We start from the raw sequence: 26,080 nt of genomic DNA, 5'->3' as shown, positions 1-26,080 counted from the left end.
CTTACGGCCACTTCACCACGGGCGGCATGGAGGAGAGGATCGAGGCGACGTTGCCGCCGGTCTTGAGGCCGAAGATCGTGCCGCGGTCGTAGAGAAGATTGTACTCCACATAGCGCCCGCGCCGGATCAGCTGTTCCTCGCGCTCTGCCTCTGACCAGGGCTTTTCGAAGTTCGCCCGCACCAGTTCCGGATAGATGCCGAGGAAGGCAAGGCCGACGTCCTTGGTGAAGGCAAAATCCGCGTCCCAGTCGCCGGAGTTCAGATAGTCGTAGAAAATGCCGCCAATGCCGCGCGGCTCGTTGCGGTGCTTGAGGAAGAAATACTCATCGCACCACTCCTTGTATCGGGGGTAGTCAGCGTTCTTGTGCCGGGCGCAGGCCTCTTCCATGGCCTTGTGGAAGGCGATGGAATCCGGGTCGGTCTGGGTGCGGCGGGCATCGAGCACCGGCGTCAGGTCGGCGCCGCCGCCGAACCACTGGCGCGTCGTCACCACCATGCGGGTGTTCATGTGCACCGCCGGAACATGCGGGTTCTGCGGGTGGGCGATCAGGCTGATGCCCGATGCCCAGAAACGCGGGTCTTCCGAAGCGCCGGGGATCTGGCCCCGGAATTCGGGCGAGAATTCACCATGGACGGTGGAGACATGCACACCCACCTTCTCGAACACCCGGCCATGCATCATCGACATGACGCCGCCGCCGCCCTTTGCGCCGGAGCTGTCAATACGCTCCCAGGGAGTGCGGACAAACCGTCCTGCCGGCTGATCCGCCAGCGGGCCTCCCTTGGCGCCGATCTCGTCCTCCAGATCCTCGAAGACCTGACAGATCCGGTCACGCAGGCTGGCGAACCATTCTGGTGCAACCGTCTTCTTGGTCTCGATATCTGCGGGCACGGGGCCGCCGCGTGTGGGGTCGGCTGCCTTGGTCATGGGCGCTCCTTCGTCATTTCTGTTGCCGCCATGCGCTTGAGCCGGGGCGGCTGATTCTGGCTCTTCTTATCAAGCCCCTGCCGCGATTTGCAAAGCGGTGATCTGTCCTGCCGGAGGTCAACGGGAGGGGATTGGAAAGGTTCCGGTCTGGCGCAGGGCCTCGCCCAGCACCATGGCAGCGGAGACCGCGACATTCAGCGAGCGCATGCCCGCAGCCATGGGGATGGTGATCCGCGCATCGGCGCGGTCATGCACGGCATCGGGCACGCCCGCGCTTTCACGGCCCAGCAGCAGCATGTCGTCCGGCCGGAAGGCGAAGTCCGTGTAGGACAGGGTGCTTTTGGTTGTCAGCAGCACCAGCCGCCGCCCGGCGGCCTTGCGTGCTTCCTCGAAGGCGGCCCAGTCGAGGTGGCGGATGAGGGCGGCCCGCTCCAGATAATCCATTCCGGCCCGCTTGAGCGCGCCGTCGGACAAGGGAAAGCCAGCCGGCTCGATCAGGTGCACGCGCACATCAAGGCAGGCGGCCATGCGGATCATGGTGCCGGTGTTCTGCGGGATATCCGGCTGGTAAAGGGCAAGGTCTGGCATGGCCACGCAGTGCCCGGTTTTCCGCCGTTTGTCCAGCGGCTGGGGCATGTCCCTTGATGCCTGCGGCAAGTCATTACAGCAATTTAAGCCCCTTGCGGCTGGCCATTCCCGCAGCGGGTGCTAAAACCCTGCAAGGGGACATCTCGAAACCGGACCAAGCCTTTGAACAGAATTTTGCGCTGCCTTGAAGGCTGGATTGACCCCTTCGTTTCTGCGCCAGCCGGAAAACTGCCCGTCACCGCAGGCGCCTATCTCTGGTTCCTCGTGCGCCAGTCGCCCTGGCCCTTCGTGGCCATGCTGCTTCTGGGCGGGGCGACTGCTCTGGTGGAGGCAGGGCTCTACAGTTTCATCGGCATCATTGTCGATCTGCTTCAGACCACACCGAAGGACGACCTCTTCACGCAGAACTGGCAGCTTTTTGCAGGCATGGCGGCCGTTGTGCTGGTGCTGCGCACGGTGCTGGCCTTCTTCACCGCAGGCGTTGAAGAGCAGACCGTGGTGCCCGGCTTTTATGCCCGCGTGCGCTGGCAGGCGCATCAGCGGATCATGGACCAGAGCATCGCCTTCTTTCACGACGAGTTTGCGGGCCGCATTTCGTCCAAGGTCTGGCAGGCCGGGCAGGCGGCGGGCGAGTTCATGGTCACGCTGCTGCAGGTAGTCTGGTACATCGCGGTCTATGCTCTGGCGACGCTGCTGCTGCTGGGCGAATTGAACTGGCGCCTTGGCGCGGCCATTCTCGTCTGGCTGGCGGTCTTCTCGGTGATCGCCCGATATTACGTGCCGCGTATCCGCAACCATTCCCGCGCGGCTGCCCATGCCGCCTCCGGCGCGACGGGCCGGCTGGTCGACACCTACAGCAATATCCAGACGGTGAAGCTGTTCAGCAGCCGCGAGAGCGAACAGGCCAGTGTGCGGGCGATTTTCGAGAGCTACCTTGCGGTGCTCAAACGCTTCACCCGCAACCTGACCGAAGTGCGCTCGCTGATGTCGCTGCTGAGCAGCGTCATGATGGTGAGCATCGGCTGGTTCTCTCTTGTGCTGTGGCAGGATGGCATCCTGACGGCCGGCGATGTGGCGGTGGCGCTGGGGCTGGCGCTGCGGCTCAATCTTCTGCTGGGGCGGATGCTGGGCCAGCTCAACTCCTTGTTCCGCTCCTTCGGCACCTTGCAGGACAGTGTCGACATGCTGACACGTCCCATTGCCGTCACGGACCAGCCGGGTGCTCCGGCGCTGATGGTCAGCGCGGGCGCGATCGTTTTTGAGAAGGTCAGCTTCCACTATGGCAAGCGCGGGGGTGTCATTGATGATCTGAGCTTTGCGGTGAAGGGCGGGGAGAAGATCGGCATCGTCGGCCCCTCAGGCGCGGGCAAGTCGACGCTGGCCAGTCTGCTGCTGCGCTTTCATGATGTGGAGAGCGGGCGCATTCTCGTGGACGGTCAGGATGTCCGGCAGGTGACGCAGGCCTCGCTCAGGGCGCAGATCGGCATGGTGGCACAGGACACCTCGCTGCTGCACCGCTCCATCCGTGAGAACATCGCCTATGGACGGCCGGATGCCACCATGGCGATGCTTGAGGATGCGGCACGGCAGGCCCATGCGCTGGAGTTCATCCTGAACCTGAAAGACAGCAAGGTCCGCTCCGGCTTCGAGGCGCAGGTGGGCGAGCGGGGCGTGAAGCTGTCGGGTGGCCAGCGCCAGCGCATCGCCATTGCGCGCGTGCTCTTGAAGAATGCGCCCATTCTGGTGCTGGATGAGGCGACCTCTGCCCTGGATTCAGAGATCGAGGCTGCCATTCAGGACAATCTGATACCGCTGATGCAGGGCAAGACGGTGCTGGCCATCGCCCACCGCCTCTCCACCATTGCGGCCATGGACCGGCTGATCGTCATGGACGGGGGAAAGATCGTCGAGGAGGGTACCCATGAGGCGCTGCTGGCACGTGGCGGGCTCTATGCGGATCTGTGGGAGCGCCAGTCCGGCGGGTTCCTGCCTGCCGGGGAGATGATGTCTGTCGAGGAAAGGTGACATCCGCCTTGCGTGATCCGGCAGACGTGAAGCCACGTAAAATTTCCCAGAAGGGGGACCTCCTTATGGGCCAGATTATCACCGCCTACCTTGCGACTGCTGCCGTATTTCTTGCGATTGATGCGGTCTGGCTTGGAAAAGTGGCAACGCGCTTCTATTTCGACCGCATCGGGCATCTGATGGTGGACAAGCCCAATCTTGGTGCGGCGGCAGTTTTCTATCTTTTCTATGTCGGCGGTCTGGTTTTCTTTGCTGTACTCCCTGCATTGAAGTCTGAAAGCATCTGGACTGCCGTGATCTGTGGAGCGGTCCTAGGTTTTATTGCGTATGCAACCTACGACATGACCAACTACGCGACCCTGAGAGACTGGCCGCTGGAGGTGGTTTTGGTAGATATTGCCTGGGGTTCCGCCCTCAGTGCTGTGTCTGCGGCGGGCGGGTATGCCATCACGCATAAGCTGTTGTCCTGAGCGTTTTATCTGATTGCGTGAAGAAAATCTTTACGCTCGCTCCCTAGTACTATTTCCCATGGTATCGGACCGAAGAACGTTTCTTCTGACCATCGGGAATGGACATGCACGATAATGTAGGTACGGGCATCCGCCTTTCGATCCTTGGCCGCTTTCTTGTTCTGGTTGTGACGTCGGCCCTGATCATGGTGGCCGGCACGGGTTACGCGTTCTACGTATTCCGTGAAGCGCTTACCTCTGCTCTGGGTGACCCGTCGCAGGCGCAGGCCTTTCTCGGCCCGCAGGCCTCCTCCCTGCTGGATGGCCTGATCATCGATCAGATGCTGCAGATCGTTCTTGTCTGCTCGCCCATTGGTATTGCCTTCCTGGCACTGGCCGTGGTGCTGGCTCTGGGCGTCGCCCGGCCGCTCAACCGGCTGCAGGATGGTCTTGATCTTCTGTCCCAGGGGCAGCTGGATGTGAATATTGACGGTGCCAGCCGTAGCGATGAAATCGGTGCCATTGCGCGCTCCGTTGTCCAGTTCCGTGAAAAGCTGGCAGCCCGCGCCAAGGAGGAAGTTGAACTCCAGGCGGCCCAGCAGACCAAGATGGAACAGGAGCGCCGGGAACTGATGCACGACGTGGCCAGCGATTTCGAACGCTCGGTCATCAGCGTCGTGGAAGCCCTGACCAGCACGGCGCATGCGGTTGGCGGCAATGCCCTCGATCTGCGTCAGGCGGTCGGCAACTCCTCCCGCGCCGTGGATGAGGTCTCCACCGCAACGGCAGAGGCCGGCCGGTCGGTGCGTGTCATGTCCCAGTCTGCCGAGGAGCTGGCAGTTTCCATTTCCACCATCGGCCGTGATGTCGAAAACGCTTCCCAGATCGCCAGCGCTGCCGTGCTTGAAGCCCGCCAGGCCGATGAAATCGTCGGCCGCCTGTCGGAGACGGGCCGTCAGATCGGCGAAGTTGTCGAACTCATCAGCCAGATTGCCAACCAGACCAACCTTCTCGCCCTGAATGCCACCATCGAGGCGGCGCGTGCGGGCGAAGCGGGCCGTGGCTTTGCTGTGGTGGCCAATGAGGTGAAGGCACTGGCCGGCCAGACCACCAAGGCAACGGAAGAAATCACCTCCCAGGTGGCCTCCGTGCAGTTCGTCGCAGAGCAGGCGGTCGGGGCGATCCGCTCCATCACCGCGACCATCGAGCAGATCAGCCAGATTTCCGAAGCCGTTCATGGCTCAGTTCAGAGCCAGATGCAGGCGACCGGTGAGATTTCCCGTTCGGTCCAAGTGGCCAATGCCAGCACCGAGCGCGTGGGAGGCAACATGAACCGCCTTGCGGAAGCGATGCAGGCCAGCACCTCGGCCACGGATGAAATGCACGCTGCTGCGGGTGAACTGACGAAGCTCTCCAGCAGCCTGCAGACGCAGGTGAGCCAGTTCCTGACCAGTATTCGCGCGGCCTGAGGAGTGCAATCCAAGGGATGGTGACATGCGGCGGACGGGTTCCGCCGCATTTTTTGTCCGCCCGCAGACGGAGGGCGTGCCTGAAGGCGGCCCCGGAGTTCGTCAGGGGAGAGCGGCCAGTGGTTTTTCCGAAAAGACAAATGAAAACAAATAAATCCGGCGTCTGTCAGGTTCACTCTGATCCGGATAGGAACTGGAGAAGGGGCGAGGTCTCTCAGGTACTGGTTGCGTTGTTGCCTCATGGCAACAGGCGGGAGGTAAAGCATGTTTGAGCTGTGCTTGGGGCCTTGCGATTTCAACCGAACAGTCTAAGAAAGTCAGGCGCGTTCTGCCGCGCTGTCTATTGCCGTCAACCGAGCTAACAGAGGAGGGGTGTTCATGACAAATACGTCACGTGTCCATACGACCGTAGCCCCTGCTCTCGCGGGCCCGTTTCCGATCTCCTGCCACCCGGCAGCCTGAGACGGCGTTTCAAAACATTTCAGCTGAATAGCGACTGGCTCCAAGCGTAACCGGACCATTCCGGTGCTGCGCGTCTTTCATTTGCGCGTCCCGCCAGCTGTGCCTCATCAGTCCGATTCCGTCTGGAGCAGAACCATGTCTGTTCGTTATCCTTTGGATCCTTTCGATCTGCCTTATCCGCCGGACCTGCCGCGTCCGGATGACCTTGCTGCGTCCTTGCCGCGGGTGACGCTGTCCTGGCGCCAGCGCCTGGCCCTTGGCGGGGCGGCTGTTGCCGTCTTTTCCGCTGCAACGGCTGGTGCCGCCATGCTGATTTTCCTGCCGGTTCTCCTCGCTGACCTGTGGTCGCTGGAGGCTGTGCGCATTGGCAATGCGGTGCAGAGCGCAGCGCAGTACCGCACGCATCTGATAGAGCTGTTCCTTGGCACGCTGGTGCTTGCCGGTGCGCTGGTCAGTTTCGTCTTTCCGCTGGCCTTCGGTGGCCGCCGTCCCTATTGGCAGCGCCTGAAAATCAGGCGTCTGCGCGGTTCTGCCCGGTCCGCGGGCGAGGGGCGTAAATCTCTGGAGTTGAACAATGTTTTCCAGATTTGAACGTCTGATCGATCCCTTCGCGGACTTTAAGCTGGATGTGCCGCCGAAGGGGTTTGGGGCCTTCTGCTGGTACTATACCAAGCCGCTTTGGCCGCTGCTGGCCGGTGTCGGTGTGCTAGGGGCGATGATCGCGATCTTTCAGGTCGCGATCTTTTCCTTCCTGGGCGATCTGGTCAACTGGCTGGGCGAGGCCAACCGGGCGACGTTCTGGACCGACAACTGGGTGAAGCTCTCGCTCATGGCCGGCGTCATCCTGCTGGGCCTGCCGTTGACGCAGGCCATGTGGGAACTGCTGTTCCATCAGGGCGTGATCGGAACCTATCCCATGTCCGTGCGCTGGCGCGTGCACCGCTATCTGCTGCGCCAGAGCATGACCTTCTACCACAACGACTTTGCCGGCCGCATCGCCAACAAGATGATGCAGACGGCACTGGCCGTGCGCGAGGTGGTGACTCGGATCGTCGACATGATGGTCTATGTGCTGGTCTATCTGACCAGCGCGCTGATCGTCATCGGTGATGCCAACCTCTATCTCGCGATTCCGCTGGTGGTCTGGACTTTTGCCTATGTTGGCGTGCTGCGTGTCTTCATTCCCCGCCTCAAGGCGATCTCGCAGGAGCAGGCGGATGCCCGCTCGGTGATGACCGGCCATGTGGTGGATGCTTACACCAACATTGCCACGGTCAAGCTCTTCTCTCATGCACGGCGTGAGGAAGAATATGCCCGCAATTCGATGATGGGCTTCATGAAGACCGTCTTCGGCCAGATGCGCTATGTGACGCTGCTGAACATCTCGCTGAACACGCTGAATACGCTGCTGCTGTTCTCCACAGCCGGACTGTCCATATTCCTGTGGCAGCATGAGGTGGTCACTACGGGCGATGTGGCGGTGGCGGTGTCCCTCGTCCTGCGGATCCAGGGCATGTCCCAGTGGATCCTGTGGGAAGTTGCGGGCCTGTTCGAAAATGTCGGCACGGTGCAGGACGGCATCGGCACCATTGCGCGTGAGCGGGAGGTGCAGGACGTGCCTGATGCAGCGCCCCTTACGGTCACCAAAGGCGAGATCGTCTTCGACAAGGCCTCCTTCCACTATGGCAAGGTCAAGGGTGTCATCGATGCGCTGGATCTGACGATCCGCCCGGGCGAAAAGATCGGTCTCATCGGCCGTTCCGGTGCGGGCAAGTCCACCCTCGTCAACCTGCTGCTGCGGTTCTATGACCTTGAGAGCGGTTCAATCCGTATCGACGGGCAGGATATCGCCCGTGTCCGCCAGGATGACCTGCGCGCTCATATCGGTGTTGTTACGCAGGATACTTCGCTGCTGCACCGGTCCATCTATGAGAACGTCGCCTACGGCAAGCCGGAGGCGTCGGAAGCGGAGGTGATCGAGGCTCTGCGCAAGGCCCATGCCCTTGAGTTCGTTCAGGGACTTGAGGACAAGGACGGGCGCAGCGGCCTTCAGGCCCAGGTGGGTGAACGCGGCGTGAAGCTGTCCGGCGGACAGCGCCAGCGGATTGCCATTGCCCGGGTTCTGCTGAAAAATGCTCCCATCCTGCTGCTGGACGAGGCGACATCCGCCCTGGACAGCGAGGTGGAGGCAGCCATTCAGGACAGTCTCTTCGATCTGATGGAAGGAAAGACGGTGATTGCCATCGCGCACCGCCTGTCGACCATCGCGGCCATGGACCGCCTCGTCGTCATGGACAAGGGCCGAATCATCGAAGAGGGGCGTCATGAAGAACTGCTGACCCGGGGCGGCCTATATGCACAGCTGTGGTCGCATCAGTCTGGCGGATTTTTGCAGTCAGCTGCAGAAGTTTGATCCAGATCAAACGATCCGGCTTTCAATTGGGGCCTTTTCAGGGCATCAAAAAGGTGATGACGGCATCCCAAGCGGTGCGACATTTAGCGTTCTGGCCGAAGGTCATCTGGACAATGCGGCAGAACGGTGCAAAAAGACCACCGCTTGGTGTGGTGCGGGCGATTGCCGCACCCGTTTGCCGTTAATGCCCGCGCCGGGCAGCCGACCGTTCCGGAGGGGAGGGCGAGGCTGCCTGCCTGTGGGCATTCGGTATACGTTAAACAGGTTTCGAGAGGACGCGACCTTGGCTCATACGGATTCGGCGGAACCGACCCGCCGTGATTTCCTCTATCTTGCGACCGGCGCCATGGGCGTTGTGGGCGCGGGCGCTGTCGCCTGGCCCTTCATCGACCAGATGAACCCGGACGCTTCGGCTCTTGCTCTGGCCTCCATCGAGGTGGACGTCTCCGCCGTCGAGGTGGGGCAGTCGATCACCGTGAAGTGGCGCGGCAAGCCGGTCTTCATCCGTCAGCGTACGGACAAGGAGATCGAAGAGGCCAAGGCTGTGCCGCTGTCCGAACTGCCGGACAAACTGGCGCGCAATCTCAACCTGTCCGATACCGCCGATGCCTCCGACGCGAATCGCGCTGCCGAAGGCAAGGAAGCCTGGCTCGTCATGGTCGGCATCTGCACCCATCTGGGCTGCGTGCCGCTGGGCAATGCCGGCGACTTCGATGGCTGGTTCTGCCCGTGTCATGGTTCGCACTATGACACCGCAGGGCGTATCCGCCGGGGGCCTGCTCCGGAGAACCTCCTCGTACCGCCGTTTGCGTTTGTTGAAGACGCCAAGATCAAGATCGGTTGACCGGTAGACCCCAGGAGACAGCCATGGCTGGACATTCCAATTACGTTCCGCAGAGCGCGGCGGCGAAATGGCTTGAGAGCCGTCTGCCGGTCATCTCGCTCGTTCGCGGCTCTTTCGTCGATTTCCCGACCCCGAAGAACCTCAATTACTGGTGGACCTTCGGCGGTATTCTCTTTTTCGTGCTGATCTCGCAGATCATCACCGGCATCGTGCTGGTGATGCACTACACGCCCAGCACCACGGCAGCCTTCTACAGTGTCGAGCACATCATGCGTGATGTGAACTTCGGCTGGCTGATCCGCTACCTGCATTCCAATGGCGCGTCGATGTTCTTCATCGCCGTCTACATCCACATCTTCCGCGGTCTTTACTACGGCTCCTACAAGGCTCCGCGCGAAATCTCGTGGATCCTGGGTGTGATCATCTTCCTCATCATGATGGGCACCGCCTTCATGGGCTACGTCCTGCCCTGGGGCCAGATGTCCTTCTGGGGCGCCACCGTGATCACCAACCTGTTCTCGGCGATCCCGCTGGTGGGTGAAACCGTGCGCACCTGGCTGTGGGGCGGCTTTGCCGTCGACAACCCGACGCTGAACCGCTTCTTCTCGCTGCACTATCTGCTGCCGTTCATGATCTTCGGCGTTGTCATCCTGCACGTGTGGGCCTTCCACACTACGGGCAACAACAACCCGACGGGCGTGCAGCCGAAGTCCGGTCAGGACACGGTTCCGTTCCATCCGTACTATACGGTCAAGGACGCCTTCGCGATCGTCGTGTTCATGATCTTCTTCTCGTGGTTCGTCTTCTACGTGCCGAACTACATGGGTCATCCTGACAACTACATCGAGGCGAACCCGCTGGTGACGCCCGCGCACATCGTTCCGGAATGGTATTTCCTGCCGTTCTACGCGATCCTGCGTGCGGTGCCGGACAAGCTCGGCGGCGTTCTGGCCATGTTTGGCGCCATTGCCATCCTGTTTGTCCTGCCCTGGCTCGATACGTCCAGGGTCCGCTCGGGCGTCTACCGCCCGCTGTTCAAGCAGTTCTTCTGGATCTTCGCAATCAACGCGGTGGCCCTCGGCTATCTCGGTGCGATGCCGGCAGAAGGCATCTACGTGATCCTGTCGCGCATCTGCACGATCTACTACTTCGCCCACTTCCTGATCATCCTGCCGCTGCTGGGCTTCCTTGAGAAGCCGCTGCCGCTGCCGGCCTCGATCTCCGAAGCGGTTCTGGCAAGTGGGGCCGGCAAGCCTGCCGCTGCTGCTGCAGCACCGCAGACGAAGTGACGGAAAGGGTCAGGAGTTTTTGAAATGAGCACCATGATCAAGACCGTCCGCGCCCTTGGCGTCTCGCTGGCCGCAACCATCGCTGTGGCTGTTGCCTCGCCCGCTTTCGCAGCAGGTGAGGGGCCGCACATCCCGCGTGAACAATGGTCCTTCGCGGGGCCCTTCGGCACCTTCGACAAGGCTCAGCTGCAGCGCGGCTTCAAGGTCTACCGTGAGGTTTGTGCCTCGTGCCATGGCCTGAAGTTTGTGGCATTCCGCAACCTGGCGCAGCCGGGCGGGCCGGGCTTCACCGAAGATCAGGCAAAGGCGATTGCGGCGGAATACACGGTTCAGGATGGCCCGAATGACGATGGCGACATGTTCGAGCGTCCGGCTGTTCTGGCCGACCGCTTCCCCTCTCCGTTCCCGAACGAGCAGGCGGCCCGTGCCGCCAATGGCGGCGCATATCCGCCGGACTTCTCGCTGATCGCCAAGGCCCGTGCTGCCCACCGCGGCTTCCCGTGGTTCATCTTTGACGCCTTCACCCAGTACAACGAGCAGGGCCCGGACTATGTCCATGCGCTGCTTGTCAGCTACGACGAGGAAGTGCCGGAGGGCGTGACGGTTCCCGCTGGGCAGCACTACAACCCGGCCTTCATGGCAGGGTCCTTCATCGGCATGGCCAAGCCGATCTCCGATGAGCAGGTCGAATACACCGATGGCACGCCGATGACGGTGGATCAGTACGCCCGTGACGTCTCCGCCTTCCTGATGTGGGCCGCCGAGCCTCACCTGGAAGAGCGCAAGAAGATGGGCTTCCGGGTCATGATCTTCCTGATCGTCTTCGCGTCGATGCTCTACTTCACCAAGAAGAAGCTGTGGCGCAACGTCGAGCACTGATACCGGCACCTGCGGGGTGACCGCAAATGCTGAGAAGGGGGCCGCCCGGTGGGGCGGCCCTTTGCATTTTCCGGGGCTCTTGCCGGGTTTGACAAGCACCGGCAAACCGGACCTAATCGGGCCGGTCTGATTTGGGGGTGCCGATGACTGAGGCGGTTCTGGGCGTGATTGGCGGGTCGGGGATCTATGATCTGCCGGGCCTTGAGGGAGCGGAATGGATCGGGGTTGAAAGCCCCTGGGGCGATCCATCCGATGCGGTCCGGATCGGGCACATTGACGGTCTCAAGGTGGTGTTCCTGCCGCGCCACGGCCGTGGACACATGCACCCGCCGTCGCAGATCAATTACCGCGCCAACATTGATGTCATGAAGCGCTGCGGCGTTACGGACCTCATCTCCGTTTCGGCTTGCGGCTCGCTGAAGGAAGAACTGGCACCCGGCACCTTCGTGCTGGTGGAGCAGTTCATCGACCGGACTTTTGCGCGGGAGAAGAGCTTCTTCGGGACGGGCTGCGTGGCGCATGTGTCGATGGCCTATCCGGTCAGTCCCCGGCTGGTCGATCATGTGGAAGCGGCTGCGCGGGCGGAAGACCTCAAATACCGGCGCGGCGGCACCTATCTGGCCATGGAGGGGCCGCAGTTCTCCTCCCTTGCAGAGAGCCACCTCTACCGCTCCTGGGGCTGCGATGTGATCGGCATGACCAACATGCCGGAGGCCAAGCTCGCCCGCGAGGCGGAGATCTGCTACGCGACGGTGGCCATGGTGACCGACTATGACAGTTGGCACCCGGACCATGGCGAGGTCGATATCCAGCAGATCATCAAGGTACTGCATGACAATGCTCACCACGCCCAACAACTGGTGGCGCGCCTTGCCCGCGCTCTGCCGCGTGAGCATGAGCTGTGCCCCGTTGGTTCCGACCGGGCGCTTGACTATGCGATCATGACGGCGCCAGAGCGGCGCGACCCGGCCTTGCTGGCGAAGCTTGATGCCGTGGCAGGCCGGGTGCTTTTCGACAAGGGATGACCGCTGCGGCGCATTGGCCGTGGGCAAGGTGGTTATGCCTTTGCCCCCGGCGATCGCGTCTTGATATAAGATCTGGCAAAGGCCCTGCTGCCGGGGCTCTGCCCTGGGCCCGTGGCCAATCAAGTTACGACGCGCCCTGAGAGGACGATATGGACATTCCCAGCGTTTCCGAAGAGCTTTTGCAGGCCATCCGGACCATCCCTGACTATCCCAAGCCGGGCATCTTGTTCCGCGACATCACCACGCTTCTGGGCAACGCCCGTGCTTTCCGCCGGGCGGTGGATGCTTTGGTACAGCCCTGGGCCGGTTCCAAGGTGGAGCAGATTGCCGGCATCGAGGCGCGTGGCTTCATCCTGGGCGGAGCCGTGGCGCATCAGCTGTCTGCCGGCTTCGTGCCGATCCGCAAGAAGGGCAAGCTGCCCTGGCAGACGGTCAGTGTTGCCTATTCGCTGGAATATGGCCTTGATGAAATCGAGATGCACAGCGATGCCATCAATCCGGGCGACAGGGTGATCGTGGTTGATGACCTGATCGCCACCGGCGGCACGGCAGAAGCTGCCTGCAAACTGCTGCGCGGGCAGGGGGCGGAGATTGTCGCCGCCTGTTTCATCGTTGACCTGCCGGACCTGGGCGGGCGTCAGCGGCTGGAAGCCATGGGCGTGCCGGTGCGCACGCTGCTGGCCTTTCCGGGGCACTGACCATGGCAGGGCAGACGGAGTGCGGACCGGAGTTTTCGCCTGCGTTCAGGGCTGCCTTTGCCGACCTGCTGCACTGGCGGCGTGATGTGCGCCGCTTCCGCAAGGACTATCTGCCGGATGGCCTGCTGGATGAGGTTCTGGCGCTAGCCGACCTTGCGCCATCCGTTGGCAACAGTCAGCCCTGGCGCATCGTCCGGGTGGAAAGCCAAGCCCGGCGGGACGCGGTCACGAGGCTGTTCGAGCAGGAAAACAACCGTGCCCTTGCGGCCTATGAGGGCGAAAAGGCGGAGCTTTACGCAAGGCTCAAGCTGGCAGGCCTGCGCGAAGCGCCGGTTCAGCTGGCGGTCTTCTGCGATCCGGACCCGGAGCAGGGGCATGGGCTTGGCCGTGCAACGATGCCGCAGACACTTGCCTTCTCGGCCGTTGGCATGGTCCAGTGCCTGTGGCTTGCCGCGCGCATGCATGGTGTTGGGCTCGGCTGGGTGTCGATCATCGATCCACAGGCCGTGAAGACAACGCTGGACGTGCCTTCCGGCTGGGAGCTGATCGGCTATCTCTGCCTCGGCTTTCCCGAGGAAGAGCATCTGGTGCCGGAGCTGGAACGGGAGGGCTGGCAGGCCCGCACGCCGCTCGAAGGGCGTATTTTCATCCGTTAGGAGGAGCCTTTGGCAGTTATCATCAGGCCGATTGAAGACAAGGACCGGGCGTCGCTCGCACAGCTGCTGGAAGAGCGGTGGGCAGGTGTGGAAATCCTGCTGGATGGCGTCATGGTCGATGCCTCGGCACTGCCGGGCTTTCTGGCGGAGGACGACGGGCAGCTCGCCGGGGCTGTCACGGTCATCCGCCGGGAGAGCGAATGGGAAATCCTGACCCTCGATTCGCTCAGCCGCTGGGCAGGTACGGGTACGCAGCTGCTGGATGCGGTGGTCAATGATGCGCGCTGTCATGGCATGACCCGGCTGATGGTGCGCACATCGAATGATAATCTGGATGCCTTCCGCTTCTATCAGCGGCGTGGCTTCCGGCTGGAGCGGATCGTGCAGGGCGTCATTGATGAGGAGCGCCAGCTCAAGCCCGAGATCCCGCTCGTGGGTGAATACGGCATCCCGCTGCATGACGAAGTAGTGCTCGGCCGCAGCCTTTAGACATTGTACCAAGGCTTTCGATGCTGACGCACCACGCCTTGAATTGGCTCAGGCGCCGTACGGGCTTGAGCAGCTCTTGATGGGCCACGCTCATCGAGAGTTGGGGCCAGGCTGCGGCAATACGAAGCTTAGGCCTGCCGCGGTCTGCGCCGGAGGTAGACCTTGCTTTCGAAGCTGAAGACCAGTTCGCCGTTCTGGTTGGTGCCCTCATTGCGGCCGCGCAGCAGGCCCCAGTCCGGGCGCTGCGGGATATCATCCTTCGCAATCACGACGCTGGCGTAGGTGATCGTGTCGCCGGCAAATACGGGCTTGATCCATTTGAGGTTTTCAAAGCCGGGCGAGGGGCCGCGCTCCACCGGCGTTTCCCCGCGAGCAAGCGTGGCCGCGTCCAGTTCCTGCATGGTCAGGATCAGACGGCGCATGAAGGCGGAGGCCGTGTGCCAGCCGGAGGCGCAGAGGCGGCCAAAGTGTGTAGCCGCTGCACCTTCTTCCGTCAGGTGGAAGGGCTGAGGGTCGAAGGCGGCGGCAAAGCGGACGATGTCTTCGGCCGTGAAGTGGTGGGAGCCAAGCTCGACGCGCTCGCCCAGCTCCATCTCGTCAAACCAGGTTCTCATGCGCCCGCCTCCGCTGCTGCCTCACGGCAGGTGAAGAGGATCGGATTTTCCAGCACCATCACGGTGTCACCGTTCTGATTGAAGACGGAAAACGCGAAGGTGACGAGCCCAAGGCCGGGCCGCGAGCGCAAGGAGCGGCAGCTCAGCACCTTGGCTTCCGCCCTCAGCGTGTCACCCGGATAGACCGGCCGCCTCCAGGTGAGCGTGTCGATGCCCGGCGCGCCCTGACCGGCGGACTGCGCCAGAAGCCCGTCCACCAGCATGCGCATGAACATGGAGGCGGTGTGCCAGCCCGATGCGGCAAGGCCGCCCAGCAGCGAGGCCTTGCCGGCCCCCTCATCGAGATGGAAGGGCTGAGGGTCGAATTCTGCAGCAAAGGCGATGATTTCGTCTTTCGTGACGGTCTTCGTGCCGAGGGGGATGGTCTCGCCGGGCGAGAAGTCTTCGAAATAGCGGTGGACGGTCATGGGACTTGTTTTATCTTGCCATGACCGCCCGCGCCAGTGGTTGATGGGGCTCATTCCGCTTCTGGCAAATGCTCCTTTTAGTGGAGCTTGAATGCCAGTGGGTCAGACCATGCGCCAGATCCGGGCGGCCGCCACCCGCTCCGGCGATTGGCCTCAATCGTAATACATCTCGTTGTCGTCCAGATAGACGTTCGAGGCTTCGCAGATGTCGATGGAGACAGGATCATCCAGGACTTCGCTGCCGTCCGTTCCAAGCCAGCCCACCTGGAAAGTCTGTTCGCAGGGGCCGGAATTGGCGTGGAAGGTGGCGCGCAGGTCTTCGCCCGGGCGAAGACGCTCACTGAGCCAGTTGTCGCTCCAGCCGTTGCCATCGTTGGTATAGAAACCAACGACCGTGTTGCTGTCCGTATTGTTGTAGATCTGGAAATAGCCTTCCTGACCGGTTCCAGCCGCCAGAAGCGGTGCGGTTGCGGTCAAGGTTGCGGCAATTGCCGCTGCAAGAAAATTGAAGCTTTTCATCATGCTCCCCACAGAGCCATGAGCAAGTTGCGACTCTCCGCAGCCCGCAGGCTCCATGAAAAGCAAGATCACCGCTGCGGCAGCCTGTAAAGCAGACGCTTAGTGTCGATAATCAATATACATTGATATAATGCAATTAATGGGAGCATATATGAGTAAAAAGTGATCAGGAGTTGCCGATGAGTACGCCTGCCGCGAAGACAAGTGAGCCGCCGAGAACCACCTGCAGGGTGGCACGCCAGAAGGGAGTGTCCATGTAGTGGTTCTGGATCCAGGCAATCGCCCATAGCTCGATGAAGACCACGGCTGTGGCCAGGCTGGTGGCTGTCCAGAAATCCGGAATGAGATAGGGCAGGGCGTGACCAAGTCCGCCAACCGTCGTCATGATACCGGACGAGAGGCCGCGCTTCAGTGGAGAGCCGCGCCCCGACAGCACCCCATCATCATGCGCAGCTTCCGTGAAGCCCATGGAAATGCCCGCACCAACGGAGGCGGACAGGCCGACGAGGAAGGTCTGCCAGGTGTCCTGCGTCGCAAAGGCTGCGGCAAAGATCGGGGCCAGCGTCGAGACCGAGCCATCCATCAGCCCGGCAAGGCCCGGCTGCACATAGGTGAGAATGAACTGGCGGTGGGCGGTCTTGTCTTCCTCGGCCCGCACATCCATGGGGGTCAGGCTCTCGCTCAGGGCCTCTGCACGGCTCTCGTGGCCGCGTTCGGCCATGGCGAGATCGCCCAGGAGCTCGCGGGTGGCGGCATCGCTGGTGAGCTTTGCAGCTTCCTCGTAGAAGCGGGCGGCCTGATCCTCCATCTGTTCCGCCATCGCCCGCACTTTTTCAAGGCCGAGCGGGCGCACCAGCCAGTCGGGCTTGCGGGCGTAATATCCGCGCACATGCTCGCGCCGGATCAGCGGTATCGTGTCGCCAAAGCGCTTCTGGAACAGGGCAATCAATTGCTGCCGGTGGCCATTCTCCTCTTCCGCCATGGCATCGAACACGGCGGCAGAGGCCGGAAAATCATCCCGCAGCCCGTCAGCATAGGCCTTATAGATCCGGCTGTCGTCCTCTTCGGACGAAATGGCAAGCGCAAGGATTTCGGCCTCGCTCAGCGATGAAAAGTCGCGGCGGCCGGAATTCATCAATCTGAACAGCATCTTGCGCTTGCTTTCCTGAACGGGGACCGAGACATCAGTCTAACCCCGCTCCGCCCGCCCTGGCCATAGGGGAAAGCGCGAAGATAGGTCTCTCCTGGCGTGGCATTTCGACCCGGAGGGAGGAGGCGCACCGGCCAATTGGCTGCCTGTTTTTTGAACAGAAGTATTCATACGGTCTGGCTTTCTGGCTTCATGAAAAAAATACCTGCATCCGGAACTGCCTATTTGTTTTTCTTTTGGCTTAATGTTAGGCAAAGAGTTGCAAGTGTCCGAGACAATGGATGAATTTATTCTGAAATTGATCCGGATTTCCGGTTTGTTAGTGATTTTTGACAGTATATCTTCCTGGTTTCTGGCTCTTCGGAGCTGAGCGGCAGGTAGATATTTAGATGGATCAGTTGATTGCCGATACGGAGCGTGCCCCGGCGCTGTCCGACATCGTGGAACGAACCTCCGAGGTGCGTGAACTGACCACCACCAAGGTTGGCCAGATCCGGGACGTAACGGGGCGGCTGCGCATGCTGGCGCTCAATGCCATGATCGAGAGCGCCCGCGCAGGCGATCAGGGCCGCGGCTTTCTGGTGGTGGCGCAGGAAGTGCGCGAGATTTCCACCGCTGTCGAGGGCATTTCCAGCGCGCTTGCCAAGGAACTAGCGGGCGAAATTGAGGCGCTGGAAACGCTGACGCGCCAGATGGCGCTGCAGGCGCAGGGCTCGCGCCTGACGGATCTGGCACTCAACGCCATCGAACTGATCGACCGCAACCTCTATGAGCGCACCTGTGACGTGCGCTGGTGGGCAACGGATTCGGCCGTGGCTGGCTGTGCGGAGAATTCCACGCCGGAGGCGGTTGCCTATGCAGCGAGCGGCTGGGCGTCATTCTCGGAGCCTATACGGTCTATACGGATCTGTGGCTGTGTGATCTCAACGGCCGGGTGATCGCCAATGGCCGCCCGGACCGCTTCAAGGTTGCCGGCGCGGATGTGTCTTCCCGCAGCTGGTTCAGCCGTGGCCGGTCCCTGCGCTCCGGCGATGACTATGTGGCCGACGAAATCTCCCGCGAGCCGCTGCTCGGCAATGGGCAGGTGGCGACCTATCTTGCCAGCGTGCGCGAGGGCGGGCGCAGCAATGGCCGTCCGATTGGGATGCTGGCTGTCCACTTCGATTGGGAGCCGCAGGCGAAGGCGATTGTCAACGGCGTGCGCCTGACACCGCAGGAGCGGGAGCGCTCGCGCGTGATGCTGGTCAGCGGCAATGGCCGTGTGCTGGCCTCATCGGATGGTAAAGGCGTGCTGAGCGAGCAGTTCCAGCTCCAGACCGGCGGCCAGGAGCATGGCTTCTATGTGGACCGGGACGGCGCCACCGTCGCCTTCCACAGGACGCCGGGCTATGAGACCTATGCCGGCCTTGGCTGGTACGGTGTCATCCGCCAGAAGCTGTGACGGGCCTTCAGGCTGATCACACGACTTCGACAGTGAGTGGTGCAAAGCCCTCGACGCGGGCCTCCAGCCTGTCGCCGCGCACAACAGGGCCGACGCCGGACGGTGTGCCGGTCAGGATCACGTCGCCGGCGGCCAGCGTGAAATAGTCCGACAGATAGGCGATCATCTCCGGGATCTTCCAGATCATCTGGTTGAGATCGCCGCTCTGCCGAAGCGTGCCGTTGACGGTGAGCGTGATCGCCCCAGCCTGCGGGTGGCCGCAGATGCTTGCCGGGATCACGGGGCCGATGGGCGCGGAATGCTCGAAGGCCTTGGCCGTGTCCCAGGGGCGGCCCATGTCCTTGGCCACCGCCTGCAGGTCGCGGCGGGTCATGTCGAGGGCCACCGCATAGCCATAGACGTGGAAAAGCGCATCGGCCACCGCAATGCCGCTGCCTCCGGACTTCAACACCACCGCCAGTTCCACCTCGTGATGCACATCCGCCGTCTGGCCCGGATAGGGGAAGGTGCCGGAGGCGTCGAGATTGTCCGGGTTCTTCTGGAAGAAGAATGGCGGCTCCTTGCTGGGATCGTGCCCCATCTCCACCGCATGAGCCGCATAGTTGCGGCCGATGCAATAGACCCGGCGCACCGGAAACAGCGCATCAGTGCCTGCCACGGGCAGGGCGGGGATCTTCGGAACGTCGATCACAAAGCTCGTCATGATGCGCTGGTCTTTCTGGTGCTGGCGTCAGGTGTTGAACTTGAACAGCATCACATCGCCGTCCTTGACGATGTAGTCCTTGCCTTCGTCACGCGCCTTGCCGGCTTCCTTGGCGCCCACTTCGCCGCCGAGGCTGATGTAGTCGTCGAAGGCGATGGTCTGGGCGCGGATGAAGCCGCGTTCGAAGTCCGAGTGGATGACGCCAGCCGCCTGCGGGGCCTTGGTACCGCGGGTGATGGTCCAGGCGCGGGTTTCCTTCGGGCCTGCGGTAAAATAGGTGATCAGGCCCAGAAGGTCATAACCGGCGCGGATCAGGCGGTCGAGGCCCGGCTCTTCCAGGCCGAGTGTGTCGAGGAATTCCTTCTGCTCTTCATTGTCGAGCTGGGAGATTTCCGCCTCGATGGCTGCAGAGATGACCACGGAACCCGCGCCCTGCGCCTTCGCCATTTCGGCAACCTTGGCGGACAGCTCATTGCCGGTGCCGGCGGAGCCTTCTTCCACGTTGCAGACGTAGAGGACGGGCTTGGAGGTCAGCAGGTTGAGGCCCTGCAGGATCTTTTCTTCTTCGGCATCGGCCAGCTTCAGCGTGCGTACCGGCTTGCCGTCCTGCAGCAGGGCGAGGGCAGCTTCCATGATCGGGACGATGGCCTTGGCTTCCTTGTCGCCAACCTGCGCCTTCTTCTTCATGGGGGCAAGGCGGCGCTCAAGGCTTTCCATGTCGGAGACCATCAGCTCGGTCTCGACGGTTTCCGCGTCGGAGATCGGGTCGATTTTGCCTTCCACATGGGTGATGTCATCGTCAACAAAGCAGCGCAGCACGTGGACGATGGCATCCACCTCACGGATGTTGGCGAGGAACTGGTTGCCGAGGCCTTCGCCCTTGGAGGCGCCGCGCACCAGGCCCGCGATGTCCACGAAGGTAATGCGGGCCGGGATGATTTCCTTGCTGCCCGCGATCTTGGCAATCGCCGTCATGCGCGGGTCCGGAACGGCCACTTCGCCGGTGTTCGGCTCAATGGTGCAGAACGGATAGTTGGCAGCCTGAGCCGCCGCCGTGCGTGTGAGCGCGTTGAAGAGCGTGGACTTGCCGACGTTGGGCAGGCCGACGATGCCGCACTGGAAACCCATGGGAGATCGCTTTCGGTTTGATCGAAGATTTAAGCCGCTTCTTGCCCGAGGGGGCGGGCAAGGTCAAGCATTGCGAAGACGGAAGGCGGGTCAGTCCTGACCGCTGCTCTTGCCCAGCAGCTTCTTCAGCATCTCGGCCATGGGGCCGGACGTGGGCAGGGCAGGGGCCTTTGGCTGGCGGGCCTGGCGGATGTGGCTCTGCCCCTTGGCTGCCGGGCGCGGCGCGGGCGGAGTGGTGGCGTCGCCGGTTTCCGCAGCCTTGCGCTTTTCAGGGCGCTGCGCCTTCTCCGGCTCCAGCTGCAGGGTCAGCTTGTTGGCAAAGGTGCTGTCCTGACGTTTGGCCAGCAGCTCCGCATGACTGGCGATGCCATCAATCAGCAGCTCCAGCCATTCACTGTCCGCCTTGGAGAAATCACCCAGCACATAGTTGGAGACAAGCTTCTTGTCGCCCGGATGACCGATGCCGAGCCTGAGGCGGCGGTAGGCGTCGCCGATATGAGCGGTGATGGAGCGCAGGCCGTTGTGGCCGCCATGGCCGCCGCCGGTCTTCATGCGGAACTTGGCGGGCGGCAGGTCCAGCTCGTCATAGATGACGAGAATATCCGCCGGCTCCAGCTTGTAGAAGCGCATGGCCTCGCCAACGGAGCGGCCGGATTCGTTCATGTAGGTCATGGGTTTCAGCAGCATGACCTTCTCGCCGCCGATGGTGCCCTCGCTCACCTCGCCCTGAAAGCGGGCGCGCCAGGGCGAGAAGCTTGAGTGGCGCCGGTGAATCTCGTCCACGGCCATGAAGCCGATGTTGTGCCGGTTGCGGGCATATTGTCCGCCCGGGTTGCCGAGGCCTGCGATGATCTGCATGGCATGTCCGTAGCTGCGCAAACGGGAAATGGCGCCAGCCTTGGGGCCGCGCGGTGTCAGCGTCCGCTTACAGCAATGGGCCGCCCCTGTCGAGACGGCCCACTCTCTGGCTGCTTTCTCATGGCCTTGCGGAGCGTTGCAGTGCCGGGGTGCGCACTGCCGGAACGTTGTAACTTACTCCCCTTCCCGCAAGGCCTCTCGAATGCGAGCCTGCTCACCGGCGACGTGAGGCAGCAGTTCGCTGCCGCCCGATCCCTGCTTCTCCGTCAGGAATTCGGACATCCGCTGGTCAAGTTCGGTCAGCCGCTGGCTCCGTCGCCCGGCGGGGCGGATGGGGCCGAAGCCATGCATGGCAAACCAGAAGGCTGGAAAACCGGTGCTCATGCGCGCACCATCCCGTTCCCCCGAGGTTCCTTGCGGAAGAATTCCCGTTCCACCTGCGTGATCTGCTCCTTGAGGCGGAGGCGCAGTTTCTTCAGAGCTGTGAGGCGGATCGTGTCGGTGTGAGGGCGGCGGGCCTCCCGCTCGATCTTGGCATCGAGAATGGCATGACGAACGCGCAAGGCGACCAGTTTCTGGTGCATGTCTTCCTCCTTTCATTACCCAGCGTCTCTCATATGAGGTGCTTCGCCCGATTATAAAAATACATAGACTGTATGACCTTGATAGATATTATCTATTCATGCCTTACCGTCCGTCACACCGTCAGCTTGAGTATCTCGTCGCCGTTGCCGAGCATGGCCACTTCGGCCGTGCAGCACGCGCCTGCCATGTCTCCCAGCCCACCTTGTCGGCGCAGTTGAAGCTGCTGGAGGACCGGCTGGGGGTGGTGCTGATAGACCGGGGCGGCAGTGCCGTGCAGCCGACGCCGGCCGGACACGCCCTGCTTCCCTACGCCAGAACCGTGCTGGAAACGCTGGATGAATTCGTCCGCGAGGCGCAGGCGGCCGACAAGGGGCTGGGCGGACTGATCCGCATGGGTGTTGCGCCCACGGCGGGGCCATATCTGCTGCCCGGTGTCATCGAGCTTCTGCAGGAGCAGGTGCCGGGCCTGCAGCTCTACATCCGGGAGGAACGGCCATCGCTTCTGGAAACGGCCGTGCGGGAGGGGAGTGTGGATTGCATCCTGACGCCGCTGCCGGTCCGCGACACCCGCCTTGCCAGCGAGGTGATATGCTGTGAGCGGATTTATCTGGGTCTGCCGCAGCGCCATCCTCTTGCAGAGCGGCCCGGGCTGTCCGTTTCAGACCTTGAGGGCGAGCGGATGCTGACGCTGGGGCGCGGACACCGGCTCTATGATCAGGTGCAGGCGCTGTGCACGGCGTCCGGCGCGGTGATGAGCGAGGACTACGAAGGCACCAGTCTCGACGCCCTGCGCCAGATGGTTGCCATCGGCATGGGGCTTTCGTTGTTTCCGGCCGCCTATGTGGCTTCAGAATTTGCGCGGGAGCGGCAGGTGGTGCTGCGCAGCCCGGGCGACTGGCCCATGCAGCGGCATATCGTGCTGGCCTGGCGTGAAGGCTCGCCGCGTCAGGCCCATCTTCAGCGGCTGGCGGACCTAGCGCGCGAGGGCATCGCCGCTTCCAGCCTTGAGGGTGTCAGTGTCAGCCTCACGGAGGCCTGAAGCAAAAAAGGGGACGCAATGCGCCCCCTTTCGCGGAAAATTCCGGCGAGCCTGAAATCAGGCTTCAGCCGAACCTTCTTCTTCGTCCTTCAGGCCAGCCGGAGCGGCGATCGTGGCGATGGTGAAATCGCGGTCGGTGATCGTCGGATGGCAGTTGGCCGGAAGGTTGACGGCGGAGATGTGGAGCGACTCGCCGAGCTTGGCGTTCGCGAGGTCCAGCTCCAGGAACTCCGGAATGGCGTTCGCCGGAACGGTCATTTCAACCGTGTGACGGACGATGTTCAGCACGCCGCCGCGCTTGATGCCCGGGCAGGTTTCCTGGTTCAGGAAGTGAACCGGAACGTTGACCACGAGGGTGGAGTTGCCAGACACGCGCAGGAAGTCAACATGGGTCAGCTCGTCGCGGACCGGATGACGCTGGTAGTCCTTGGCGATCACCTGGTGCTTTTCGCCGTCCACGACGATGGTGGCGATGTGGGTCAGGAAGCCGCCCTTGTGCAGGGCCAGAGTGGTTTCCTTGAGCGGAATGGAAATCGGCAGCGCGGCCTTCTTGTCACCATAGATGACGGCGGGGATGAGACCTTCGCGACGCAATGCACGAGCGGCCCCCTTGCCCACCCGGTTCCGCACAGATGCCTTCAGCTCGTAGCTGGCAGCCATGACAGTACTCCTTCGGATGTAAAAATGGACCGGCGCCTCCCTGACCCGTTGGTCAGAGGGACGGAATCGGCCCCTGCGCCGCCTCCAGGGGTGCGGACGCGAGCGGGTCTATAGCCGAAAGGCCGGGAAAGCGCAAGCAATGCGCCCCGGATTGCTGGCGTTTTCAGCCTTTCAGGCGCCGGTCTGTGTTTTCCACGAAGGCCGGATCAACCTTGCGGGCAAAGGCGTTGCGCCAGCCTTCGGCGAGAACCTCCATGGCCGCCAGCTCTGCGGCCTCTGCCGCATCAAGGCGCGGATTGAAGCGCGCAGCGATCACGCGGCTCAGCGGCCAGTCCGGATGCTGCCGCTCGATGAGGCGGATCGTGCCGCCTGCCGCCACGCTGCCTTCTTCCAGAACCCGGTAGTACCAGCCGGTGAAACCGGTTTTCTGAAAGGCAGGGGCCATGCCCGGCAGACCGGTGTGCATGTTCAGCTTCCAGCAGGGCTGGCGGCCCTGACAGATCTGCACCGTCGCGCCGTCCATCTTCAGGATGTCGCCAAGGCACAGGCTCTCTTCGGTCAGGCCGTGGCTGGAGATGTTTTCGCCAAAGCAGCCGGGCTTGAAGAATTCTGCCTGCTCCGGCCATGCGGCAGCCCAATGGGGCATGTGATCGGCAGCATAGTGGTGCAGTGCCTTTTCCAGCCCGCCATGAACGGCCGTGTCTGCCTGCTCATCGCCGCAAAGCCCTGTCTTCGACAGCCAGAGCCTGTCCTGCGCCGCCTGCTTGCCTATGGCACTCGGGGCCTTGCCCTCCCAGCGGTCCCTGGCTTTGCCCGTGAAGACGCCAAGGATGGTTGCTTCCAGATGCTGGGTCATGTGCCGTTCGTCCCGTGTGGCCCGTCGAGGGCCCGACGGTTCTCCGGATTGCGGCATTTGTCCAGACAAAAAAGGCACCCGTCACCGGATGCCTTCTCATGTGCCTATGAGATTTCTGCCCTGTTCAGTTGAACAGGCTCGAAACCGATTCTTCCAGCGCCGTGCGGTTGATGGCTTCGCCCATCAGCGGGGCGATGGAGATGGCGCGGATGTTGGCGGCGGCCTTGATGGCGGCGGTCGGCTCGATGGAGTTGGTGATCACCAGTTCCTTGAGCTTGGAGGCAGAGACGCGGGCAACGGCGCCGCCGGACAGAACTCCGTGGGTGATGTAGGCCGTAACTGACTTGGCGCCCTTGTTCAGCAGCGCTTCTGCCGCATTGCACAGGGTGCCGCCGCTGTCGACGATGTCATCCACGAGGATGCAGTCCATGCCATCGACGGTGCCGATGATGTTCATGACCTCCGATTCGCCCGGACGGTCGCGGCGCTTGTCGACGATGGCAAGCGGCGCATCGATTCGCTTGGCCAGTGCACGGGCGCGCACCACGCCGCCGACGTCCGGAGACACGACCATCACGTTGTCCGTGGCGTAACGCTCCTTGATGTCGCGGGTCATGACCGGCGCGGCAAACAGGTTGTCGGTGGGGATATCGAAGAAGCCCTGGATCTGGCCTGCGTGCAGGTCAAGGGTCAGGATGCGGTCGGCGCCGGCTTCGGTGATCAGATTGGCCACCAGCTTGGCGGAGATCGGCGTGCGGCCCGAGGCGCGGCGGTCCTGACGGGCATAGCCGAAGTAGGGGATCACTGCAGTGATGCGGCGGGCCGAGGAGCGGCGCAGCGCATCAATGATGATCAGCAGTTCCATCAGGTGGTCATTGGCGGGGTAGCTTGTGGACTGAACCACGAAAACATCCTCACCGCGGACGTTTTCCTGAAGCTCGACGAAAATCTCCTGGTCAGCGAAACGCCGCACCTGGCAGGCAGCCAGAGGAACATCCAGATATTTGGAAATTTCTTCGGCAAGCGCGCGATTGGAGTTGCCCGCGACAATTTTCATGGGCGACTGGTCCTTTTGTGCGACGCGGCAACGCCGGACCCGGAAGGCCCCTGCCTCACGTCTTCAGTTACGCGTCCATGTCACGCACCAAAGCGGTGCGCAGCACCCTGAGTTTTGCTTGTCTCAGGCGGCGGCGTTGTAACAACCCCGCTGCCTTCCGACAACACCACAAAAGGCCATCCGGCTGCTTTTTTCTGCTGCGTTGCACCTAAGGTGAATACTTAGACGTGCAATTGATGCTTCAAAGGCTCAATGCGTGTTTACCCATGCCTTCAGCTCAAGCACCGTACGGGCCGCGATTCGCCTCAGGGTGGACACATCCACAGCGGCCCAAGGATCACCGCTCACGCCGGAGGTGGCCTCGGTGCCGGAGATGCGCGTCAGGCGCACGCCATTGGCATCAAAGACGTCGAAAACGAAAAAGACCGAGCCGCCAGCCGCCGTTCCGGTGGCCGTCAGATATCCTTTGACGCGGTAGGTCGGCCTGGCGTCGATGCGGCGCACCAGTTTCAGCTGCTCGGCGCCCGCCCGGGCGCCGATCTCCTGCGCCAGTTCGTCCGCCGTATTGCCCGGAGCGCCGGTAAAAGGCTCAAACGCAAAGGTGGCCTGGCTTGCGGGAACCTTCGGGGCCGGTGTGAGGGCCTGGTTTGCCGGCACGGACGGGGCGACAGTCCTTGGTGTGGGCGCTGTCTGGTTGCAGGCCGCAACGGCGAGAAGAAGGGTCGCGGCGCAAAGCCTCTTGGCCGTGGAGGACATGAGTGTCGTCATCTGTTCCCGAATACCGTTTCT

29 protein-coding genes are annotated in these 26,080 nt (G+C 62.4%); 14 read left to right on the top strand and 15 right to left on the bottom strand.

Features of this window, described 5'->3' with window-relative positions; translation table 11 throughout:
- Window position 1 precedes the first annotated feature (1 nt).
- Together hemF and ASC48_RS01835 are read right to left on the bottom strand one after the other, a co-directional pair.
- A complete protein-coding gene (gene hemF, locus ASC48_RS01840) occupies window positions 2–928 on the bottom strand; it encodes an oxygen-dependent coproporphyrinogen oxidase (RefSeq protein ID WP_055454103.1) in 927 nt (308 codons plus the stop codon).
- Window positions 929–1,045: 117 nt separating this feature from the next.
- Window positions 1,046–1,516: a tRNA (cytidine(34)-2'-O)-methyltransferase gene (locus tag ASC48_RS01835; RefSeq protein WP_055454312.1), complete on the bottom strand. Its 471-nt coding sequence runs from the start codon at window positions 1,514–1,516 to the stop codon at window positions 1,046–1,048.
- A gap of 162 nt (window positions 1,517–1,678) precedes the next feature.
- Here ASC48_RS01835 and ASC48_RS01830 point away from each other — a divergent pair, with 162 nt between their 5' ends.
- The 12 genes from ASC48_RS01830 to ASC48_RS01775 all read left to right on the top strand — a co-directional run bounded on the left by ASC48_RS01830 (window position 1,679) and on the right by ASC48_RS01775 (window position 14,214).
- Window positions 1,679–3,541, top strand: coding sequence for an ABC transporter ATP-binding protein (locus ASC48_RS01830; RefSeq protein ID WP_055454102.1), 1,863 nt, complete (start codon window positions 1,679–1,681; stop codon window positions 3,539–3,541).
- A 65-nt stretch (window positions 3,542–3,606) separates the two neighbouring features.
- Window positions 3,607–4,011 carry a DUF2177 family protein gene (locus ASC48_RS01825; protein WP_055454101.1) on the top strand — a complete coding sequence of 135 codons (405 nt, stop codon included), beginning with the start codon at window positions 3,607–3,609 and terminating at the stop codon, window positions 4,009–4,011.
- 104 nt (window positions 4,012–4,115) lie between these two features.
- The gene (locus tag ASC48_RS01820) at window positions 4,116–5,459 is read left to right on the top strand and encodes a methyl-accepting chemotaxis protein (protein ID WP_055454311.1); all 1,344 of its coding nucleotides are present in this window, start codon (window positions 4,116–4,118) and stop codon (window positions 5,457–5,459) included.
- A 597-nt stretch (window positions 5,460–6,056) separates the two neighbouring features.
- Window positions 6,057–6,512 (top strand): hypothetical protein, encoded by a 456-nt coding sequence (locus tag ASC48_RS01815; RefSeq protein ID WP_141658845.1) that lies wholly within the window; start codon window positions 6,057–6,059, stop codon window positions 6,510–6,512.
- Complete coding sequence (locus ASC48_RS01810) at window positions 6,496–8,334, top strand: ABC transporter ATP-binding protein (RefSeq protein ID WP_055454099.1); 1,839 nt, start codon at window positions 6,496–6,498, stop codon at window positions 8,332–8,334. The genes ASC48_RS01815 and ASC48_RS01810 overlap by 17 nt, the downstream gene beginning before the upstream one ends.
- Window positions 8,335–8,617: 283 nt before the next feature.
- On the top strand, window positions 8,618–9,178 hold the full coding sequence (gene petA, locus ASC48_RS01805) for a ubiquinol-cytochrome c reductase iron-sulfur subunit (RefSeq protein WP_019963925.1): 561 nt from the start codon (window positions 8,618–8,620) through the stop codon (window positions 9,176–9,178).
- A 23-nt stretch (window positions 9,179–9,201) separates the two neighbouring features.
- Window positions 9,202–10,467 carry a cytochrome b gene (locus ASC48_RS01800; RefSeq protein WP_055454098.1) on the top strand — a complete coding sequence of 422 codons (1,266 nt, stop codon included), beginning with the start codon at window positions 9,202–9,204 and terminating at the stop codon, window positions 10,465–10,467.
- A gap of 24 nt (window positions 10,468–10,491) precedes the next feature.
- Complete coding sequence (locus tag ASC48_RS01795) at window positions 10,492–11,346, top strand: cytochrome c1 (protein WP_055454097.1); 855 nt, start codon at window positions 10,492–10,494, stop codon at window positions 11,344–11,346.
- A gap of 143 nt (window positions 11,347–11,489) precedes the next feature.
- Window positions 11,490–12,371, top strand: coding sequence for an S-methyl-5'-thioadenosine phosphorylase (locus ASC48_RS01790; protein WP_055454096.1), 882 nt, complete (start codon window positions 11,490–11,492; stop codon window positions 12,369–12,371).
- A gap of 149 nt (window positions 12,372–12,520) precedes the next feature.
- Entirely contained in the window at window positions 12,521–13,069 is a 549-nt protein-coding gene (locus ASC48_RS01785) for an adenine phosphoribosyltransferase (RefSeq protein ID WP_055454095.1), read from the top strand.
- A gap of 2 nt (window positions 13,070–13,071) precedes the next feature.
- Entirely contained in the window at window positions 13,072–13,725 is a 654-nt protein-coding gene (gene bluB, locus ASC48_RS01780; RefSeq protein ID WP_055454094.1) for a 5,6-dimethylbenzimidazole synthase, read from the top strand.
- Window positions 13,726–13,734: 9 nt separating this feature from the next.
- On the top strand, window positions 13,735–14,214 hold the full coding sequence (locus ASC48_RS01775; protein WP_055454093.1) for a GNAT family N-acetyltransferase: 480 nt from the start codon (window positions 13,735–13,737) through the stop codon (window positions 14,212–14,214).
- A gap of 128 nt (window positions 14,215–14,342) precedes the next feature.
- Here the strand turns inward: ASC48_RS01775 and ASC48_RS01770 are convergent, their stop codons facing one another.
- The 4 genes from ASC48_RS01770 to mbfA all read right to left on the bottom strand — a co-directional run bounded on the left by ASC48_RS01770 (window position 14,343) and on the right by mbfA (window position 16,964).
- On the bottom strand, window positions 14,343–14,828 hold the full coding sequence (locus ASC48_RS01770; protein WP_055454092.1) for a MaoC family dehydratase: 486 nt from the start codon (window positions 14,826–14,828) through the stop codon (window positions 14,343–14,345).
- Entirely contained in the window at window positions 14,825–15,295 is a 471-nt protein-coding gene (locus ASC48_RS01765; protein WP_055454091.1) for a MaoC family dehydratase, read from the bottom strand. Before ASC48_RS01765 ends, ASC48_RS01770 begins: the two co-directional genes overlap by 4 nt.
- Before the next feature lie 153 nt (window positions 15,296–15,448).
- Window positions 15,449–15,814, bottom strand: coding sequence for a hypothetical protein (locus ASC48_RS01760; RefSeq protein ID WP_208975493.1), 366 nt, complete (start codon window positions 15,812–15,814; stop codon window positions 15,449–15,451).
- A 166-nt stretch (window positions 15,815–15,980) separates the two neighbouring features.
- Entirely contained in the window at window positions 15,981–16,964 is a 984-nt protein-coding gene (gene mbfA, locus ASC48_RS01755; RefSeq protein ID WP_055454089.1) for an iron exporter MbfA, read from the bottom strand.
- Between the two features lie 389 nt (window positions 16,965–17,353).
- On the opposite strand from mbfA, the gene ASC48_RS20080 reads away from it, so the two are divergent.
- Window positions 17,354–17,902: a methyl-accepting chemotaxis protein gene (locus tag ASC48_RS20080; RefSeq protein WP_279626027.1), complete on the top strand. Its 549-nt coding sequence runs from the start codon at window positions 17,354–17,356 to the stop codon at window positions 17,900–17,902.
- A gap of 519 nt (window positions 17,903–18,421) precedes the next feature.
- Here the strand turns inward: ASC48_RS20080 and ASC48_RS01745 are convergent.
- The 5 genes from ASC48_RS01745 to ASC48_RS01725 all read right to left on the bottom strand — a co-directional run bounded on the left by ASC48_RS01745 (window position 18,422) and on the right by ASC48_RS01725 (window position 21,678).
- Window positions 18,422–19,108, bottom strand: a complete 687-nt coding sequence (locus tag ASC48_RS01745) for a fumarylacetoacetate hydrolase family protein (protein WP_055454088.1) — start codon at window positions 19,106–19,108, stop codon at window positions 18,422–18,424.
- Between the two features lie 27 nt (window positions 19,109–19,135).
- Window positions 19,136–20,236 (bottom strand): redox-regulated ATPase YchF, encoded by a 1,101-nt coding sequence (gene ychF, locus ASC48_RS01740; RefSeq protein ID WP_055454087.1) that lies wholly within the window; start codon window positions 20,234–20,236, stop codon window positions 19,136–19,138.
- A 90-nt stretch (window positions 20,237–20,326) separates the two neighbouring features.
- A complete protein-coding gene (gene pth / locus ASC48_RS01735; RefSeq protein ID WP_055454086.1) occupies window positions 20,327–21,094 on the bottom strand; it encodes an aminoacyl-tRNA hydrolase in 768 nt (255 codons plus the stop codon).
- Window positions 21,095–21,268: 174 nt separating this feature from the next.
- Window positions 21,269–21,478 carry a hypothetical protein gene (locus ASC48_RS01730; protein ID WP_055454085.1) on the bottom strand — a complete coding sequence of 70 codons (210 nt, stop codon included), beginning with the start codon at window positions 21,476–21,478 and terminating at the stop codon, window positions 21,269–21,271.
- Window positions 21,475–21,678, bottom strand: coding sequence for a YdcH family protein (locus ASC48_RS01725; protein ID WP_055454084.1), 204 nt, complete (start codon window positions 21,676–21,678; stop codon window positions 21,475–21,477). The genes ASC48_RS01730 and ASC48_RS01725 overlap by 4 nt, the downstream gene beginning before the upstream one ends.
- A gap of 98 nt (window positions 21,679–21,776) precedes the next feature.
- Between ASC48_RS01725 and ASC48_RS01720 the strand changes: the two genes are divergently transcribed.
- A complete protein-coding gene (locus ASC48_RS01720; protein ID WP_055454083.1) occupies window positions 21,777–22,718 on the top strand; it encodes a LysR substrate-binding domain-containing protein in 942 nt (313 codons plus the stop codon).
- Window positions 22,719–22,775: 57 nt separating this feature from the next.
- On the opposite strand, the gene ASC48_RS01715 is transcribed toward ASC48_RS01720, so the two are convergent.
- The 4 genes from ASC48_RS01715 to ASC48_RS01700 all read right to left on the bottom strand — a co-directional run bounded on the left by ASC48_RS01715 (window position 22,776) and on the right by ASC48_RS01700 (window position 26,059).
- Window positions 22,776–23,378: a 50S ribosomal protein L25/general stress protein Ctc gene (locus tag ASC48_RS01715; RefSeq protein ID WP_055454082.1), complete on the bottom strand. Its 603-nt coding sequence runs from the start codon at window positions 23,376–23,378 to the stop codon at window positions 22,776–22,778.
- Between the two features lie 163 nt (window positions 23,379–23,541).
- Window positions 23,542–24,234: an MOSC domain-containing protein gene (locus ASC48_RS01710; RefSeq protein WP_055454081.1), complete on the bottom strand. Its 693-nt coding sequence runs from the start codon at window positions 24,232–24,234 to the stop codon at window positions 23,542–23,544.
- A 124-nt stretch (window positions 24,235–24,358) separates the two neighbouring features.
- Entirely contained in the window at window positions 24,359–25,291 is a 933-nt protein-coding gene (locus ASC48_RS01705) for a ribose-phosphate pyrophosphokinase (RefSeq protein WP_055454080.1), read from the bottom strand.
- A 249-nt stretch (window positions 25,292–25,540) separates the two neighbouring features.
- Window positions 25,541–26,059 (bottom strand): hypothetical protein, encoded by a 519-nt coding sequence (locus ASC48_RS01700; RefSeq protein WP_072242489.1) that lies wholly within the window; start codon window positions 26,057–26,059, stop codon window positions 25,541–25,543.
- Window positions 26,060–26,080 lie beyond the last annotated feature (21 nt).

It is taken from the genome of Pannonibacter indicus (genome assembly GCF_001418225.1).
Lineage (GTDB): Bacteria > Pseudomonadota > Alphaproteobacteria > Rhizobiales > Stappiaceae > Pannonibacter > Pannonibacter indicus.
Note: the sequence above shows the minus strand (reverse complement) of the source record. Positions and strands in the feature narration are given on the sequence as shown.